General features: G+C 65.9%; 16 protein-coding genes. 12 read left to right on the top strand and 4 right to left on the bottom strand.

Going from position 1 to position 15,495, the window contains the following annotated elements; all coding sequences use genetic code 11:
- Positions 1-70: 70 nt before the first annotated feature.
- Positions 71-307 carry a hypothetical protein gene (locus O5K39_RS15775; protein WP_271144555.1) on the top strand — a complete coding sequence of 79 codons (237 nt, stop codon included), beginning with the start codon at positions 71-73 and terminating at the stop codon, positions 305-307.
- Here O5K39_RS15775 and O5K39_RS15770 read toward each other — a convergent pair.
- On the bottom strand, positions 298-1,650 hold the full coding sequence (locus O5K39_RS15770; protein ID WP_271144554.1) for a D-amino acid dehydrogenase: 1,353 nt from the start codon (positions 1,648-1,650) through the stop codon (positions 298-300). The two genes, O5K39_RS15775 and O5K39_RS15770, sit on opposite strands and share 10 nt — an antisense overlap.
- Positions 1,651-2,029: 379 nt before the next feature.
- Between O5K39_RS15770 and O5K39_RS15765 the strand changes: the two genes are divergently transcribed.
- The 9 genes from O5K39_RS15765 to egtB all read left to right on the top strand — a co-directional run bounded on the left by O5K39_RS15765 (position 2,030) and on the right by egtB (position 12,247).
- A complete protein-coding gene (locus tag O5K39_RS15765) occupies positions 2,030-3,214 on the top strand; it encodes an acyl-CoA dehydrogenase family protein (RefSeq protein WP_271144553.1) in 1,185 nt (394 codons plus the stop codon).
- A 3-nt stretch (positions 3,215-3,217) separates the two neighbouring features.
- Positions 3,218-3,568, top strand: coding sequence for a hypothetical protein (locus tag O5K39_RS15760; RefSeq protein WP_271144552.1), 351 nt, complete (start codon positions 3,218-3,220; stop codon positions 3,566-3,568).
- Positions 3,559-4,680: an acyl-CoA dehydrogenase family protein gene (locus O5K39_RS15755; protein ID WP_271144551.1), complete on the top strand. Its 1,122-nt coding sequence runs from the start codon at positions 3,559-3,561 to the stop codon at positions 4,678-4,680. The genes O5K39_RS15760 and O5K39_RS15755 overlap by 10 nt, the downstream gene beginning before the upstream one ends.
- A gap of 140 nt (positions 4,681-4,820) precedes the next feature.
- A complete protein-coding gene (gene kdgD, locus O5K39_RS15750; protein ID WP_271144550.1) occupies positions 4,821-5,756 on the top strand; it encodes a 5-dehydro-4-deoxyglucarate dehydratase in 936 nt (311 codons plus the stop codon).
- 61 nt (positions 5,757-5,817) lie between these two features.
- Positions 5,818-6,720 carry a LysR substrate-binding domain-containing protein gene (locus O5K39_RS15745; RefSeq protein ID WP_271144549.1) on the top strand — a complete coding sequence of 301 codons (903 nt, stop codon included), beginning with the start codon at positions 5,818-5,820 and terminating at the stop codon, positions 6,718-6,720.
- 15 nt (positions 6,721-6,735) lie between these two features.
- On the top strand, positions 6,736-8,316 hold the full coding sequence (locus O5K39_RS15740; RefSeq protein ID WP_271144548.1) for a carboxylesterase/lipase family protein: 1,581 nt from the start codon (positions 6,736-6,738) through the stop codon (positions 8,314-8,316).
- 82 nt (positions 8,317-8,398) lie between these two features.
- Entirely contained in the window at positions 8,399-8,704 is a 306-nt protein-coding gene (locus tag O5K39_RS15735; protein ID WP_271144547.1) for an SCP2 sterol-binding domain-containing protein, read from the top strand.
- Positions 8,705-8,788: 84 nt separating this feature from the next.
- The gene (locus tag O5K39_RS15730) at positions 8,789-10,000 is read left to right on the top strand and encodes an acyl-CoA dehydrogenase family protein (protein ID WP_271144546.1); all 1,212 of its coding nucleotides are present in this window, start codon (positions 8,789-8,791) and stop codon (positions 9,998-10,000) included.
- Between the two features lie 90 nt (positions 10,001-10,090).
- A complete protein-coding gene (gene egtB / locus O5K39_RS15725) occupies positions 10,091-12,247 on the top strand; it encodes an ergothioneine biosynthesis protein EgtB (RefSeq protein WP_271144545.1) in 2,157 nt (718 codons plus the stop codon).
- 63 nt (positions 12,248-12,310) lie between these two features.
- Here the strand turns inward: egtB and O5K39_RS15720 are convergent, their stop codons facing one another.
- Positions 12,311-12,541: a general stress protein gene (locus O5K39_RS15720; RefSeq protein ID WP_271144544.1), complete on the bottom strand. Its 231-nt coding sequence runs from the start codon at positions 12,539-12,541 to the stop codon at positions 12,311-12,313.
- A gap of 106 nt (positions 12,542-12,647) precedes the next feature.
- Positions 12,648-12,794 carry a hypothetical protein gene (locus O5K39_RS15715; RefSeq protein ID WP_271144543.1) on the bottom strand — a complete coding sequence of 49 codons (147 nt, stop codon included), beginning with the start codon at positions 12,792-12,794 and terminating at the stop codon, positions 12,648-12,650.
- A 116-nt stretch (positions 12,795-12,910) separates the two neighbouring features.
- On the opposite strand from O5K39_RS15715, the gene O5K39_RS15710 reads away from it, so the two are divergent.
- On the top strand, positions 12,911-13,216 hold the full coding sequence (locus O5K39_RS15710; RefSeq protein ID WP_271144542.1) for a hypothetical protein: 306 nt from the start codon (positions 12,911-12,913) through the stop codon (positions 13,214-13,216).
- A 4-nt stretch (positions 13,217-13,220) separates the two neighbouring features.
- On the opposite strand, the gene O5K39_RS15705 is transcribed toward O5K39_RS15710, so the two are convergent.
- The gene (locus tag O5K39_RS15705) at positions 13,221-13,922 is read right to left on the bottom strand and encodes an MBL fold metallo-hydrolase (RefSeq protein ID WP_271147176.1); all 702 of its coding nucleotides are present in this window, start codon (positions 13,920-13,922) and stop codon (positions 13,221-13,223) included.
- Positions 13,923-14,107: 185 nt separating this feature from the next.
- Between O5K39_RS15705 and tig the strand changes: the two genes are divergently transcribed.
- Positions 14,108-15,451 carry a trigger factor gene (gene tig / locus O5K39_RS15700; RefSeq protein WP_271144541.1) on the top strand — a complete coding sequence of 448 codons (1,344 nt, stop codon included), beginning with the start codon at positions 14,108-14,110 and terminating at the stop codon, positions 15,449-15,451.
- Positions 15,452-15,495: the final 44 nt, after the last annotated feature.

Raw genomic sequence — 15,495 nt, 5'->3', positions numbered from 1 at the left:
AGAAGCGTCCTGGTTTTCAATGTGATTCAATCTCCTGACCACGGTTCAGGAGATCGAGTGGAGTAGGGCGATGGCCGGTCCGGCGGACGAACTGAAGATGGCGCGCACGATCCTGGGGTGGGATCACGAGCAACTGGGGCGCGCCCTGCGTCTGGCCGGGACGCCCGAGAAGCGGACGGCGCGGGTGCGCGAGATGGAGATGGGCAAGCGCGACATCTCGGGCCCGGTCCAGGTCGCGATCGAGGCCCTGATGAGCGGGTGGCGGCCCAACGGCTGGACCGACGCCCCTCCGGCCGATCAGGCGTAGCGGGCGATTTCCAGATCGGCGGTCTCGACCTCCGGCTTGATGCCCGAGATCAGGTCGGCGAGCACCCGGCCCGAGCCGCAGGCCATGGTCCAGCCCAGGGTGCCGTGACCGGTCGAGAGCCACAGGCCCTTGTATTTCGTCCGTCCGATCACCGGCGTGCCGTCGGGCGTCATGGGCCGCAGGCCGGTCCAGTATTTCGCCGCGCCGACGTCGCCGGCTCCCGGAAACAGGGTGGTCAGGGAGTGCTCGAGCGTCGCCTGCTGATGGGGCGGCAGGTCGTGGCTGTAGCCGCCCAGTTCGGCCATGCCCCCGACCCGGATACGGTCGCCGAGACGGGTGATGGCGATCTTGTAGGTCTCGTCCATTACGGTCGAGACGGGTGCGCCGGGTTCGTCGGCGATCGGCACGGTGATCGAATAGCCCTTCACCGGATAGACCGGCAGGCCGAGGCCCAGCGGCTTCAGCATCCGGGTCGAATAGCTGCCCAGGGCCACGACATAGGCGTCGGCAGTCAGATCGCCCTTGTCGGTGCGGACGGCGGTGACCTCATTGGCCTGGGTCGCGATCCATTCGACGGTCTCGTTGAAGCGGAAGACGACGCCCAGTTCGGCGGCCATCTCGGCGAGGCGGGTGGTGAAGATGTGGCAATCGCCGGTCTCGTCATTGGGCAGGCGCAGGCCGCCGACGATAGTGGCCTCTGATCGGGCCAGACCGGGCTCGGCGGCGATGCAGCCGGCTTTGTCCAGCACCTCGCAGGGGACGCCCTCGTGGTTCAGGACCTTGACGTCCTTGGCCGAGTCCTCGAGCTGGCGCTCGGTGCGAAACAGCTGGAGCGTGCCCTGGGCCCGGCCGTCATAGGCGATGCCGGTCTCGGCGCGCAGGGCCATAAGCTGGTCGCGGCTGTATTCGGCCAGACGCACCATCCGCTCCTTGTTGCGGACGTAACGGGACGGCGTGCAGTTCCTCAGCATGGCCAGGCCCCACTGGATCATGGCCGGATCGACGCGGGGCCGCAGGATCAGCGGCGCGTACTTCATCAGAAGCCAGCGTGGGGCCTTGCGCGGGATCGAGGGCGCGGCCCAGGGCGAGGAATAGCCGGGCGACACCTGGCCCGCGTTGGCGAAGCTGGTCTCCAGCGCCGGTCCCGGCTGACGTTCGACGACCGTGACCTCATGCCCGGCCCTGGCCAGGTAGTAGGCGGTCGTGACCCCGATGACACCGGCGCCGAGAACCAGAACTTTCAAGATCGGAAACTCCAAACACAACGACCGGACCAGCATACCGAATTTCAGGGCGATAAAATCCCCCAATTTCGCACGATCGTGCGCGAACCGTTCGGTCATTCCCGGCAGGGGCCGTGCCCTGGCCAGCCGGAGGCGCTGTCCGCCCTGGCTGCGGCGTAAGCGTCGTCCAGCCGTCGAAAAAACCCTGCCAGACGTGACCGCGCCAAAAGTCATTCTGAAGCAATTTCAACTTACTGCGAAAAGCGCGGATCCAAAACCCTGCCAGATTATCGGAAATCTCCGTCCCTTTTCGAAGGGGGCTTGCCACTGATTTGTCAAAGACCCCCAAGCGTCACTACACGCTTCTTGGCCGAAATATAGGAAGATAAACCTGATCGACAAGGGGGCGGAACGGATGCGCATAAACACGTGCGCCTGACCCTACGTCAGCCCGCAATGGCTGCTATCATGTATCCAAGAGGAAACGCGGGGACACGCGATGGCTGATCTTGAGACGTTCCGGGCCGAGACACGGGCCTGGCTTGAGGCGAACTGCCCGGCGGAGTGCCGAGGGCCGCTGGACAGCGACGAGGACCGGGTCTGGGGCGGGCGCAACGCCGTGTTCAAGACCCCGCACCACAAGACGTGGATGGAGGTCATGGGCGCGCGGGGATGGACCGCGCCGGAATGGCCGACCGAGTACGGCGGCGGGGGGCTGAGCCGCGAGGAGGCCAAGGTGCTGGCCTCCGAGATGCGGCGGATCGACGCCCAGATGCCGTTGTCCAGCTTCGGCGTCTGGATGCTGGGCCCGGCCCTGCTGCAGTTCGGGACCGAGGACCAGAAGAAACGGTTCCTGCCCGAGATCGTGCGCGGCGAAATCCGCTGGTGCCAGGGCTATTCGGAGCCGGGGGCGGGGTCGGATCTCGCGGGCGTTCAGACGCGCGCGGAGGATCGGGGCGACCACTGGATCGTCAACGGTCAGAAGGTCTGGACCTCCTATGCCGACAAGGCGGACTGGATTTTCTGTCTGGTGCGAACCGATCCGGAGGCGCCCAAGCATCTGGGGATTTCGTTCGTCCTGTTCGACATGGCGACGCCGGGGGTTTCGACCCGGCCGATCACCCTGATCTCGGGCAAGTCGCCCTTCTGCGAGACCTTCTTCGACGACGTGCGGGTGGAGAAGGCGAACCTCGTCGGGACGCTGAACCGGGGCTGGGACGTGGCCAAGGCGCTGCTGGCGCACGAGCGGACCATGATCGGCGGCATGGGCATGATCGGGGGCAGTCGGCCGATGGGCCAGGTGGCGACCGACAGCGTCGGCGCCGATTCGGACGGTCGTCTGGACGATACGATGCTACGGGCACGGATCGCCGATCTGGAGATCGATCTGGCGGCCTTCCAGCTGTCGATGGAGCGGGTCGGGGATCAGGTGAAGGCCAGACAGGTCTCGCCCGCCATCGCCTCCATGCTGAAATACTATGGGTCGGAGTTGAACAAGCGTCGCCACGAACTGGCAATGGCGGCGGGGGGATCGGATGCGCTGGAATGGGAAAGCGAGCGGTCGCACCACGGCGGGGCGGCCCGCGACTGGCTGCGGACCAAGGCCAACTCGATTGAGGGCGGCACCAGCGAGATCCAGCTGAACATCATCGCCAAACACATGCTGCAACTGCCCGGGGCGTGAGCCTTGTCCAGTGACCCCTACTGCAAGGTCTATCTGACCGGGCCGAAACGCGAGGCGAGCCGGACGGCGATGCAGGCGGCCCTGATCACGGCCGTGGGCGGGCGTTTCGAGAACCGCACATTGCGGACAGACGGCCTGTTGATCGACCTGATCACCAACACGGATGGACGCGGCGAGACCGACTTCATCGGTTGGCCGTTCTATCTGGAGATCACCGCCGAGGCTGGCCACGCAGACGCGGAACCGTTTGTCGCCTCGATTCGCCGTCTGCTGGGCGGGCTGCGCGGACAGGCGATCCAGGTCGTCCCCAGTTGCGACTTCGAAGATCAACTCCAGGAATTCTCATGCCGCTGATCCTCACCGACGAACAGACGATGCTGAAGGAGGCCGCGGACGGCTTCCTGAACGAGCACGCGCCGATCGCCCACCTGCGAAAGCTGCGTGACGACCACGACGCGGACGGGGTCTCGCGCGACCTGTGGCGGTCCTTCGGCGAGATGGGGTTCGCGGGCGTGATCATTCCCGAGGCGCATGGCGGCTCCGGGCTGGGTGCGGTCGAGGCGGGCGTGCTGGCCGAGGCGCTGGGCCGGACCCTGACGCCATCGCCGTTCATGGGGTCGGGCGTGCTGTCGGCGAAGGTCCTGATCGACGGCGGATCGGCCGCGCAGCAGGCGGCCTGGCTGCCGCGCATCGCCGGCGGCGAGGCGATCCTGTCGCTGGCCGTGGACGAGGGTGCCAAGCATCGGCCATCGGCCATCGCCACCTCGGCCGAACGGTCGGGCAACGGGTTCAGGCTGAACGGGGCCAAGGGGTTCGTGCTGGACGGCCATATTGCGGATGCCCTGATCGTGGCGGCGCGAACCGACGGGGGCCTGACCCTGTTCCTGGTCGATCCGAAGACGGCAGGGGTCGAGATCGAACGCACCGTCATGGTCGATGCTCACAATGCGGCGCGAGTGACCCTGACCGATGTTCAGGTAGACGCCGATGCGGTGATCGGCGCGGTCGATGCGGGCGAGGGGTTGCTGGAGGGCGCTTTGAACCTGGGCCGTGCCTGTGCGGCGGCGTCCCTGACCGGGGCAGGGGATCAGGCGTTCCAGCTGACGCTCGAGTATCTGCGCACGCGCAAGCAGTTCGGCAGGCTGATCGGCGAGTTCCAGGCCCTTCAGCACCGGGCGGCGCATCTGTTCACCGAGATCGAACTGGCGCGGGCGGCGGTGCTGGGCGCGTTGCAGCGTCTGGACGCGGGGCGCGACGACGCGGGCCTCGCCGTCTCGGTGGCCAAGGCCAAGGCGGGTCGCGTCGCCGAACTGGCCGTTCAGGAGGCGGTGCAGATGCACGGCGGCGTCGGCATGACCGACGCTTTTGACGTCGGCCTGTTCATGAAGCGGGTGCGGGTGCTGAACGAACTGCTGGGCGACGCCGGTTTCCACACCGAGCGGCTGGCCCGCGCTCAGGGCTACTGAGGCCATCAAGCCAAAACGCGCATCGGTCGATAGCTGCATTGGCTTGGACCCGCATCAAAGACGGGAATACCGTTCGATCAGGGCGCGACGACAGCGCCGGGCGGCACGGCCGTCTTTGAGCGAGGAATTCCATGTCCAGAATGACGCCCGCGGAAATGGCCGCGACCATCGGCGGCGGTTTGCTGTCGTTTCCGGTCACCCATTTCGACGCCGAGCAGCAGTTCGTCGAGAAGGACTATCGCGAGCACTGCGCCTGGATGCTGGAGTATGAGCTGGCCGGGCTGTTCGCCGCCGGCGGCACCGGCGAGTTCTTCTCCCTGACCCCCGAAGAGGTCGGCAAGGTGGTCAAGGCCGCCGTCGAGGAAACTGCGGGCAAGACCCCGGTGATCGCCGGTGCCGGATACGGCACCGCCATGGCCGTCGATTTGGCCAGATCCGCCGAGGCCAACGGTGCCGACGGCATCCTGTTGCTGCCCAACTATCTGATGGTGCCTGGCCAGGAAGGTCTGGCGGCGCACGTGGAGGCCGTCTGCAAGGCGACGTCGCTGGGCGTCATCGTCTACAACCGTGATAACGCCGTACTGCAGCCTGAGACGCTGGAAAAGCTGTGCGAGCGCAATGCGAACCTGGTCGGATTCAAGGACGGCGTCGGCGACATCGAGCTGATGATGCAGGTCTATGCGCGGATGGGCGATCGCCTGACCTATGTCGGCGGCCTTCCGACCGCCGAGACCTTTGCGCCAGCCTATCTGGAGATGGGGGTCACGACCTATTCGTCGGCGATCTTCAACTTCGTGCCGGAGTTCGCGCTGGACTTCTACAAGGCCGTCCGGGCCCGCGACCATGCGACCATCATGGCGGGCCTGCGCGATTTCGTGCTGCCGTACATTGCGCTGCGGAACAAGGGTCGGGGCTACGCCGTATCGATCGTCAAGGCCGGGATGACCGCCATCGGCCGCACCGCCGGTCCGGTCCGCACGCCGCTGATCGACCTCAAGCCCGCCGAACTCGCCGAGCTGTCGGCGCTGATCGCCCGCGTGCAACCCGCCGCGCCCAAACTGGCGGCGAACGGATAGGGTCGGTGCCCTGTCCGTTCGGGTCCGCAGGGCCTAGAACCCATCGCCTGGGAGAGAGGCGATGAACATGTTCGAGCTGAGCCAGTTGCGGTGCTTCGTCGCCGTCGCCGAGGAACTGCATTTCGGGCGGGCCGCCCAGCGCCTCAACATGACCCAGCCGCCGCTGAGCCGGCAGGTGCAGTTGCTGGAGCGTATCCTGGGCGTCGTCCTGCTGGACCGGACCAGCCGGTCGGTGCGGCTGACGCCGGCCGGGCGGTCGTTCCTGATCGAGGCCAAGCGGATTCTCAGGCTGGCCGAAAGTGCGGCCCTGGCCACGCGGCGGATCGCCAGCGGCGATGCGGGCCGGGTCGCGGTCGGGTTCACGGCGGCATCCGGCTATTCCTTCCTGCCCAATCTGGTCGATCTGGCGCGGACCCGGTTGCCCAATGTCGATCTGACGCTGCGGGAGCTGGTGTCGGGCGAACAGGTCGAGGCCCTGCTGACCGGGCGGATCGACCTGGGTCTGGTGCGGCCGCCCCTGACCCGGCCCGAGTTCGACAAGGTGAGGGTGCTGACCGAGCCCCTGGTCGCTGCACTGCCCAGCGGCGATCCTCGTCTGGACAAGGATCGCATCAGCCTGGCCGATTTCGATGCCCAGCCGATGATCATGTATGCGCCCGAAGGGGCCGGCTATTTCCACGCCATGCTGACGGCCATGTTCGACGAGGCCGGGGTCTCGCCCCAGTATGTCCAGCATATGGCGCAGATCCACTCGATCCTGGCCCTGGTCCACGCCCGCATCGGGGCGGCGGTGGTGCCCGAGGCGGCGACCAAGCTGCATTTCGAGGGGGTCGAGTTCCGGCCTCTGGACACCACGCCGGAACGCCCGGTCGAACTGTTCGTCGCCTGGCGTCGCGACAATGACAACCCCAGCCTGAAGCCGCTCCTCGACCTGATCGAGGCGCAGGCCAGGGCCACGCCCTAGCAAGGACCCTCCGCCATGCAGACCCGTCGCACCGTGATCGCCACCGCAGCCATGACCGGGGGCCTGATGGCGACGGGCGGTGCGGCCTGGGCCGATCCGGCTCAGCCTGTGGCGACGACGCGGCAAGGGCGCGTGCGGGGATACGTCGATCAGGGGATCAAGGTCTTCAAGGGCGTGCGCTATGGGGCGGACACAGCGCTACGGCGGTTCCAGCCGGGGGTGGCACCTGAATCGTGGAGCGACGTCCGCGAAGCCACGGCCTATGGCGCGGCCAGCCCACAGAAGTCGGATGAGGCCAATCAGTCCGAAGACTGTCTGTTCCTGAACGTCTGGACGCCCGAGCTTCGCGACGCGGCGAAGCGACCGGTGATGGTCTATGTCCACGGCGGGGCCCACGCCAACGGATCGGGGTCGAGCCCGCTCTATGACGGGGTGGCCCTGTGTCGGCGCGGCGATGTGGTCGTCGTGACCCTGAACCACCGGCTGAATATGTTCGGATACAATGGTCTGGGCCAGCTGCTGTCGCCGGTCGGGGGCGGGGTCTATGCGAAGTCGGGCAGTGTCGGGAACCTGGACCTGATGCTGGCCCTGCGATGGGTAAGGGACAATATCGCCGAGTTCGGCGGCGATGCCGACAACGTCACCGTCTTCGGCCAGTCGGGTGGTGGGGCCAAGCTGGTGACGCTGATGGCCATGCCCTCGGCAGCCGGTCTGTTCCACAAGGTCATCACCATGAGCGGCCAGCACGTGACCGCCATGGGCCCGCAACACGCCGAACTGAGGATGCGGGCCTTTCTCGATCACCTCGACCTGACACCGGACCGCGCGGCGGAGCTGGCCACAGTGCCCATGGGCAGGCTGGTCGAGGCCCTGTCGATGGACGACCCGATCGAGAAGGGCGGCATCTATTTCTGGTCGGTGATGGACCACGACACCCTGCCCAGACATCCCTTCGTGCCGGATGCACCGAGGGAGAGTGCGCACATCCCCATGATCGTCGGCAATACCCACGACGAGGCGCGGGCCTTTACCGCGTCGGACGAGCGCAACTTCAGCCTGACCTGGGACACGGTGGCGGCCAAGCTGGCGCCCGAGTTCGTGGTCGATCTGAACGCCCAGTATGTCGTCGATTGGTACCGGCGGCAGTTCCCGTCGATGTCGCCGGTGGACGTATTCTTCGCTGCCGCCACCTGTGGCCGGTCGCGGCCGGGGCATCTGATCCAGGCCGAGGAGAGGGCGAAGATCGGGGACCGGACCTGGATGTACCAGCTGAACTTCGGATCGCCGGTGGAGCCGAGGCTGGGTGCCTATCACTCGTTCGACATCGCCCTGGCCTTCGACAATTGCCACCAGCCGACGTCGAAGACGGGGACCGGACCGGAAGCGCTCAGGGTGGCCAATGCGATGAGCGAGACTTTCATCGCCTTCGCCCGGACCGGCGACCCGAACAATGCGGCGATCCCGGCCTGGAATCCCTATTCGCTGCCGGAGCGGGCCACGATGATCTTCGATGTCGAGAGCCGGAGCGAGAACGATCCCCGTGCCGCTGAACGTTGCCTGTTCCAGACCGCGCCCTTCCTCAAGCAGGGAACCTGACCCAACTTGACCTGACGTGATCTTGGCACGGTGGTCGGGGAGGGCTAGGGCTGTCTCAAATCACTGTCTTAGGGAGACGACCATGGCCGACCTGGCTCAGGTTACCGAACACATCCGCAGCGCCGTCGGCGACAACTCCGGTCTGGGCAAGACCGTCAAGATCGACATGGGCGACACCGGCAAGATCTACATCGACGGTGCCTCGGTTCCGAACACGGTGACCAATGACGACAAGCCCGCCGACACCACCGTGACCGTGTCCTGGGACGACTTCATCGCCATGTCCGAAGGCAAGCTGGACGGCATGATGGCCTTCATGCAGGGCAAGCTGAAGATCGCCGGCGACATGATGATCGCCCAGAAGCTGATCCCGCTGCTGAAGCGTTGATGCCGGTCTGAAAAGACAACGACGACACGGCGCGGCTCCGAAAGAGGGCCGCGCCGTTTTCATATCCGTCTCGGGAGGACGACCATGGATTTCAAGCACAGCGATCTCGGCCTGCACTGGCAGGAGCGGCTCAAGCGGTTCATGGACGACAAGGTGCTGCCGCGCTCGGCCGAATACTGGGCCGAGGTCCATGAGGATCACACGCGCCAGCCGCCCGTCATGGAAGAGATGAAGGCCCAGGCGCGCGAGGCGGGACTGTGGAACATGTTCCTGCCGGGCGAGCACGGGGCGGGGCTGACCAATGTCGAATACGCGCCCCTGGCCGAGATCATGGGTCACGCCCTGTGGTCGGCCGAGGTGTTCAACTGCGCCGCACCCGACACCGGCAACATGGAAGTCCTGCATATGTACGGCAACGCCGAGCAGCAGGAGCGGTGGCTGAAGCCCCTGATGGCCGGCACGATCCGTTCGGCCTTCCTGATGACCGAGCCCGCGGTCGCTTCGTCGGATGCGACCAACATCCAGACCTCGATCGTGCGCGATGGCGACGAGTATGTGATCAACGGCCGCAAATGGTGGTCGACCAACATGGGCCATCCGAACGTCAGGATCGCCATCGTCATGGGCAAGACCGACACGGGGGCGGCGACCCATGCGCAGCAGTCGCAGATCCTGGTGCCGACCGACACGCCGGGCTTCCGCGTCGAACGTATGCTGAGCGTTTTTGGCTATGACGAACGGCCGATCGGCCACGCCGAGGTGGTGCTGGAGAACGTCCGGGTGCCGGTCTCGAACCTGATCGCGGGCGAGGGCAGGGGGTTCGAGATCGCGCAGGGGCGGCTGGGGCCCGGCCGCATTCACCATTGCATGCGGACGATTGGTGCGGCGGAGAAGGCCCTGGCCCTGATGTGCGGACGGTTGCTGAACCGCACCGCGTTCAGAAAGCAGATCGCCGAACATTCGGTCTGGGAACAGCGGGTCGGCGAGGCGCGGACCAATATCGAGATGTGCCGCCTGATGGTACTGAAGGCCGCCTGGATGATCGATCAGGCAGGGGCCAAGAACGCCAAGTCTGAAATCTCGCAGATCAAGGTCGCGGCACCCAAGATGGCGCTGCAGATCATCGACGACGCGATCCAGGCCTTCGGTGGGGCGGGTGTGTCGGCCGATACGCCGCTGGCCGAGCTCTACGCCCAGGTCCGGACGCTGCGTTTCGCCGATGGGCCGGACGAGGTTCACAACCGGACCATCGCGCGGCTCGAATATGCCAAGCACGGCGGGCGTCCGGTTCGGTAGTTTCGACGTACCTGACTTCGGAACGAAATTCGTCGTGCGGCTTTCCGCTGCGGGTCGAATGGATCACGAAGGCGTTGGGGGACTGTGCCGATGAACGACCACACCCGCATCGCCGTGCGTCAGCACGACGACGTCGCCCTGTACCGACGCGTGCGGGATGCCATGCCCGCGCTGGCGGCAGGCCTGTCGTCTGAAGACCTTTCGGCCCAGGCCATGCCGGATGCCAGCCCCGGCAAATGGCATCTGGCGCACACCAGCTGGTTCTTCGAGGCCATGATCCTGGCGGCCGACGAGGGCTATGAGCCTGTCGATCCGCGTTTCCAGCAGATCTTCAACTCCTACTATGAGGCGCTCGGCGAACGGGTTGCGCGGCATGAGCGGGGGTTGATGACCCGGCCATCGCTTGAGGACGTGCTGGCGTATCGTGCGGAAATCGATCGCCGGATGGTCGATCGGTTGGGACGCGGCCTGACCTCGGCGGCGGATCGGTATCTGTTCGTGCTTGGTTTGCATCACGATCAGCAGCATCAGGAGCTGTTCCTGATGGACATCCTGGCCCTGATGGCCCGGTCCCCGCTGGATCCGGCGGCCTACGCGGTCGAGCCGCGGGCCTTACCGGTCGAGCCCGCGCGAGGCGGCTTCGAGACCTTCACGGGTGGGATGGCCACTCTGGGCCATGACGGGCCGGGGTTCGCCTTTGACAACGAAGGGCCTGCCCATCCGGTCTGGTTGCAGCCGTTCGCGCTGGCGCGCGACCTGGTGACCAACAGGGAATGGATCGCCTTCATCGACGACGGCGGATACCGGCGGCCCGAGCTGTGGCTGTCGGACGGCTGGGCGACGGTGAAGGCCGAGGGCTGGACGGCACCGCTGTATTGGCGGGATGATCCCGAGGGCTGTACCACGATGTCGCTGACGGGCCGCGTTCCTGTCGATCCTGACGCGCCCGTCCGCCATGTCAGCGCCTATGAGGCCGACGCCTTTGCGACCTGGGCCGGCAAGCGCCTGCCGACCGAGGCGGAATGGGAGTATGCGGCGACGACGCGGCCCGACGCTTTCGACAACCTGTTCGGCGAGGTCTGGCAGCATACGTCCAGCGCCTATCTGCCCTATCCCGGCTTTCGCCCAACCGCAGGGACGGCGGCGGAGTACAACGGGAAATTCATGGCCAATCAGAGCGTTCTGAGGGGCTCCTCGTTCGCGACACCCGATGGCCATGGCCGCGCGACCTACCGCAACTTCTTCTATCCGCATCAAAGATGGGCGTTCATGGGACTGAGACTGGCCGAGGATGTTTCCTCGGAAGAGCGGGACCTCGGTGACGACGCCGTCACCCGAGAGTTCCGAACCGAACTGCTGGCCGGCCTGGCGAAGCCGCAGAAGGCCGTGTCGCCTAAATGGTTCTATGACGCGGAGGGGTCGCGGCTGTTCGAGGAGATCACGCGCCTTCCGGAATACTATCCGACGCGTCAGGAAGCCGCACTCCTGCGAGAACTGGCGCCGTCCCTGACGGCGCGGTTCGGCGACCGGGCGGTGCTGGTCGAGTTCGGATCCGGGGCTAGCGAGAAGACGCGCATCCTGCTCGATGCCGCACCCAATCTTGCCGCCTATGTGCCGATCGACATCAGTCCTGACGCGCTGGAACAGGCGGTCGAGGGTATATCTGCCGCCTATCCTTCGTTGCGGGTCGAGCCGGTCGTCGGCGATTTCCTGAACCTGCCGGCCCTGCCGGAGTTGGGGCTCGGGCGAAGGGTCGGGTTCTTTCCGGGATCGACGATCGGCAACCTGGATCGCGAAGACGCCGTCCGCTTCCTGAGCGTGGCGCGGGAGCGTCTGGACGCCGGAGCCCTGTTCATCCTCGGGGTCGATCTGGTCAAGGATCCGGGGACACTGGTCGCCGCCTATGACGATGCGCAAGGGGTGACGGCGGCGTTCAACAAGAACCTGCTGGTCCGTGCCAATCGGGAGCTCGACGCGGATTTCGATCTGTCGGCCTTCGAGCACCTGGCGCTGTGGAACCCGGTCGACGCCCGGATGGAGATGCATCTGCGCTCGACGCGCGACCAGAGGGTCAGGATCGGTGCAGCCACCGTCGATTTCGTTGAGGGCGAGACGATCCACACCGAAAGCTCGCGCAAGTATCGTGAGGCCACGGTGCGTGCACTCGCCGAGGCCGCAGGGTGGTCGGTAGCCGCGTTCGAGGTCGGCCCCGAGCCCTCGGTCGCCATCGTCGTCCTCGAGGCCTGACGGGATACGAAAAGGGCGGCGGATCCTGCGATCCGCCGCCCCGTTCTGTCGGTCCTGAAGCGGCTATTCTGCCTGACCTTCGACCTCGTCTTCAGGTCGGCGTGTCCCGTGAGAGGCTTCGCCGCCCTTGCGGCCGGCCTGTGCGGCCAGACCACGGTCCTGTGAGAAGCTGCGCTTCTCGCTGGGGACGCTGGCTCCGCCCTTGCGAGCGATCTCACGTTGACGCTCGGGATCCATCGAGGCGAAGCCTCGCTTGGACACACCCGACGGACGGTTGGGCTGACCTTCGGCCATTGGGTTGTTCCTTCCTGAGTAAGCTACGGCTTGGCTTCAAAACCCCGGGGGTGGGGCAAGGTTCCGAGGGTGCGTCGCTTTCGTGTCACGGTCGAAATGATCCGGATCAGGACATCGGCTGGCCGAAATCGCCTTCGCCGCCGCCGGGATCGAAGGGCGGGATTTCGTCCGGGCTGCCGGCCGGCTCGACCTCGGGCTGAAAATCGGGGGCCGGTTGTTCTTCGGGACGGGGTTCCGGTTCGTTGGGGGACATGGCGCGCTCCTTGGTGAGCCAGACCAACGCGCTGCTGATCAGGATGTTCAGGTCGAACGGAACCGGCCGCCCGAAGGACTGTTCAGTCGGCCAGCCCCTCAACCCAGGATGACGCCATGACCGACCCTTACGCCACCGCCGCGACTGCCGACGACATCATCGAGGATGACACCGAGTCCGCCCGCCTGGACCGTCAGGCCTCGGATTTTCTGGCGAATGCCGATCGTCGCGATTCCGAGACGCGATCCTTCGCCCAGACGACCTCGATCCGCCAGGCCGTTCGCGAAGACCTGAGCCAGACGCGCGAGTGGGCGCGTAGCCGGGCAGCTTCGACCCGCGAAGCCATCGTGGATGAGCCGATCAAGGTCGCCCTCTATGCCGTCGGGGCCGGTGTCCTGATCGGGCTTCTGCTGCGTCGCTGAAGGCTCAGGACGGTCCCGTCGCGGGCCGGGCGATCGGCGTCGACCGCATCGCCCGGTCCGAGACATAGGGGTTGGTCTGGCGCTCGGCCCCGAACGTCGAGATGGGCCCGTGTCCCGGCACGAAGGTGACCCCGTCGCCCAGAGCCCACAGCTTGTGCGTGATCGAGTGAAGCAGGGCGTTGTGGTCGCTTTTGGGAAAGTCCGTCCGGCCGATCGAGCCCTGAAAGATCACGTCCCCCACCTGGGCAAAGCCGCTTTCGCGGTTGAAGAAGACGACGTGGCCGGGTGTGTGGCCGGGCGTGTGGACTACGTCCCACGTCGTTTCGCCCAGGGTCACCGTGTCGCCGTCCGTCAGCCAGCGATCCGATGTGAAGGTGCGCGCGTCCGGCAATCCGTACATCTGACCCTGGCGGGGAATCCCTTCGATCCAGAACAGATCGTCCTCATGCGGGCCGATGATCGGGACGCCGGTCTTTTCCTTCATTTCCGCCGCCCCGCCCGCGTGATCGAGGTGGCCGTGGGTGATCCAGATCTGGTCGAGGGTCAGACCGCGCCGCGCGATTTCACCGAGAACCTGATCCACAGCTCCGCCCGGATCGATCACCGCTGCCTTGTTCGTCTTTGCGCACCAGACCGTCGTGCAGTTCTGTTGCAGCGGGGTGACGGGCGTCACGAAGACGCCGATGGGCAGGGCAGATTGGGTCATCCGGCACAGATAGCGACGATCCGCCCCTTGCGAAACCATCGCCGCGTTGACCTTTGGGGCCCATCTCGACATAAGGGCGGCCTTCGAGGCGCCGCTTCCTGAATGGAGCGGCCCTTTCTGCTTTTCCACCCCGCGCGCGCAGCCCTCGAGAGGTCGCCGCGCCACAGAGCGTCAGAATCCCGGCCATGCAAGTCGTCGAAAAAACCACCGAAGGTCTCAGCCGCGTCATCGGCGTGACCATCCCCGCGGCCGAGCTGAACGCCAAGCTGGACGCCAAGGTCAAGGAAGTCGCGCCGCAGATGAAGCTGAAGGGCTTCCGTCCCGGCAAGGTGCCCGTCACCTACGTCAAGAAGACCTTCGGCCGTGACTTCATGGGCGAGATCATCAACGCCGAGCTGAACGAGACCAGCCAGAAGGCGCTGGAAGAGATCAATCTGCGTCCTGCCGCCCCGGCCGAGATGAAGCTGTTGTCCGACATGGACAAGGTCATCAAGGGCGAGGAGGACCTGTCCTACGAGATGGCCCTGGAAGTCATGCCCGACTTCACGCCGGTCGATCCCAAGACGCTCAAGCTGGCCCGCCCGACCTATGAGGCGTCCGACGCCGATCTGGACGAGGCCCTGACCGAACTGGCCGGACAGGCCAAGAACTACGAAGACAAGAAGGGCAAGACCGTGAAGGCCGCCGACGGCGATCAACTGACCATCGACTTCCTGGGCAAGCTGGACGGCGAGCCCTTCGAGGGCGGCGCGGCCGAGGATGCCGACCTGGTGATCGGCTCCAACCGTTTCATCCCGGGCTTCGAAGAGCAGCTCAAGGGTGCCAAGGTCGGCGAAGAGAAGACCATCGAGGTCACCTTCCCCGCCGACTATCAGGCCGCCAACCTGGCCGGAAAGCTGGCCACCTTCGACGTCAAGGTGAAGGCCATCAAGGCCGAGGCCCCCGCCGTCGTGGACGAGGACTTCGCCAAGCGGATCGGCCTGGAATCGCTGGACAAGCTCAAGGAGCTGCTGCGCGACAACCTGAACCAGCAATACGCCGGCGCCGCCCGCTTCAAGCTGAAGCGCGCCCTGCTGGACCAGCTGGACGAGGCCCACAGCTTCGACCTGCCGCCCAAGATGGTCGAGGCCGAGTTCGACGGCATCTGGAAACAGGTCGAGGCCGACAAGGCCAAGGGTGACCTGCCCGAGGAAGACGCCGCCAAGTCCGACGAGGACCTGAAGGCCGAATACCGCAAGATCGCCGAGCGCCGCGTGCGCCTGGGCCTGGTCCTGGCCGAGATCGGCCGCGCCAACAACATCGGCGTCACCGATCAGGAACTGAACAACGCCATCATGGCCGAGGCCCGCAACTATCCGGGTCAGGAGAAGATGGTGCTGGACTTCTATCGCCAGAACCCCAACGCCGCCGCCCAGATGCGCGCCCCGATCTATGAGGAAAAGGTCGTCGACCTGATTTTCAACCAGGCGGAAACCACCGACACGCCGATCACCAAGGAAGAGCTGCTCAAGGACGAAGACGAGGGCTGATCCCTTCGGTCAGCTTCCGTGGGTCGCGCAGGCGATCCCGAGCA

The organism is Brevundimonas sp. NIBR10 (assembly GCF_027912515.1).
Classification (GTDB): domain Bacteria; phylum Pseudomonadota; class Alphaproteobacteria; order Caulobacterales; family Caulobacteraceae; genus Brevundimonas.
The sequence above is the reverse complement of the archived record's forward strand: the minus strand, read 5'-3'. Positions and strand labels throughout refer to the sequence as shown.

Excerpts from the sequence above, each read along its gene's own strand:
- O5K39_RS15730 (WP_271144546.1), top strand. The coding sequence starts at position 8,789 with ATGGATTTCAAGCACAGCGATCTCGGCCTGCACTGGCAGGAGCGGCTC.
- O5K39_RS15755 (WP_271144551.1), top strand. The coding sequence starts at position 3,559 with ATGCCGCTGATCCTCACCGACGAACAGACGATGCTGAAGGAGGCCGCG.
- O5K39_RS15720 (WP_271144544.1), bottom strand. The coding sequence starts at position 12,541 with ATGGCCGAAGGTCAGCCCAACCGTCCGTCGGGTGTGTCCAAGCGAGGC.
- O5K39_RS15710 (WP_271144542.1), top strand. The coding sequence starts at position 12,911 with ATGACCGACCCTTACGCCACCGCCGCGACTGCCGACGACATCATCGAG.
- O5K39_RS15765 (WP_271144553.1), top strand. The coding sequence starts at position 2,030 with ATGGCTGATCTTGAGACGTTCCGGGCCGAGACACGGGCCTGGCTTGAG.
- O5K39_RS15715 (WP_271144543.1), bottom strand. The coding sequence starts at position 12,794 with ATGTCCCCCAACGAACCGGAACCCCGTCCCGAAGAACAACCGGCCCCC.
- kdgD (WP_271144550.1), top strand. The coding sequence starts at position 4,821 with ATGACGCCCGCGGAAATGGCCGCGACCATCGGCGGCGGTTTGCTGTCG.
- O5K39_RS15775 (WP_271144555.1), top strand. The coding sequence starts at position 71 with ATGGCCGGTCCGGCGGACGAACTGAAGATGGCGCGCACGATCCTGGGG.
- O5K39_RS15745 (WP_271144549.1), top strand. The coding sequence starts at position 5,818 with ATGAACATGTTCGAGCTGAGCCAGTTGCGGTGCTTCGTCGCCGTCGCC.
- tig (WP_271144541.1), top strand. The coding sequence starts at position 14,108 with ATGCAAGTCGTCGAAAAAACCACCGAAGGTCTCAGCCGCGTCATCGGC.
- O5K39_RS15770 (WP_271144554.1), bottom strand. The coding sequence starts at position 1,650 with ATGACCGAACGGTTCGCGCACGATCGTGCGAAATTGGGGGATTTTATC.
- O5K39_RS15735 (WP_271144547.1), top strand. The coding sequence starts at position 8,399 with ATGGCCGACCTGGCTCAGGTTACCGAACACATCCGCAGCGCCGTCGGC.
- egtB (WP_271144545.1), top strand. The coding sequence starts at position 10,091 with ATGAACGACCACACCCGCATCGCCGTGCGTCAGCACGACGACGTCGCC.
- O5K39_RS15705 (WP_271147176.1), bottom strand. The coding sequence starts at position 13,922 with ATGACCCAATCTGCCCTGCCCATCGGCGTCTTCGTGACGCCCGTCACC.
- O5K39_RS15740 (WP_271144548.1), top strand. The coding sequence starts at position 6,736 with ATGCAGACCCGTCGCACCGTGATCGCCACCGCAGCCATGACCGGGGGC.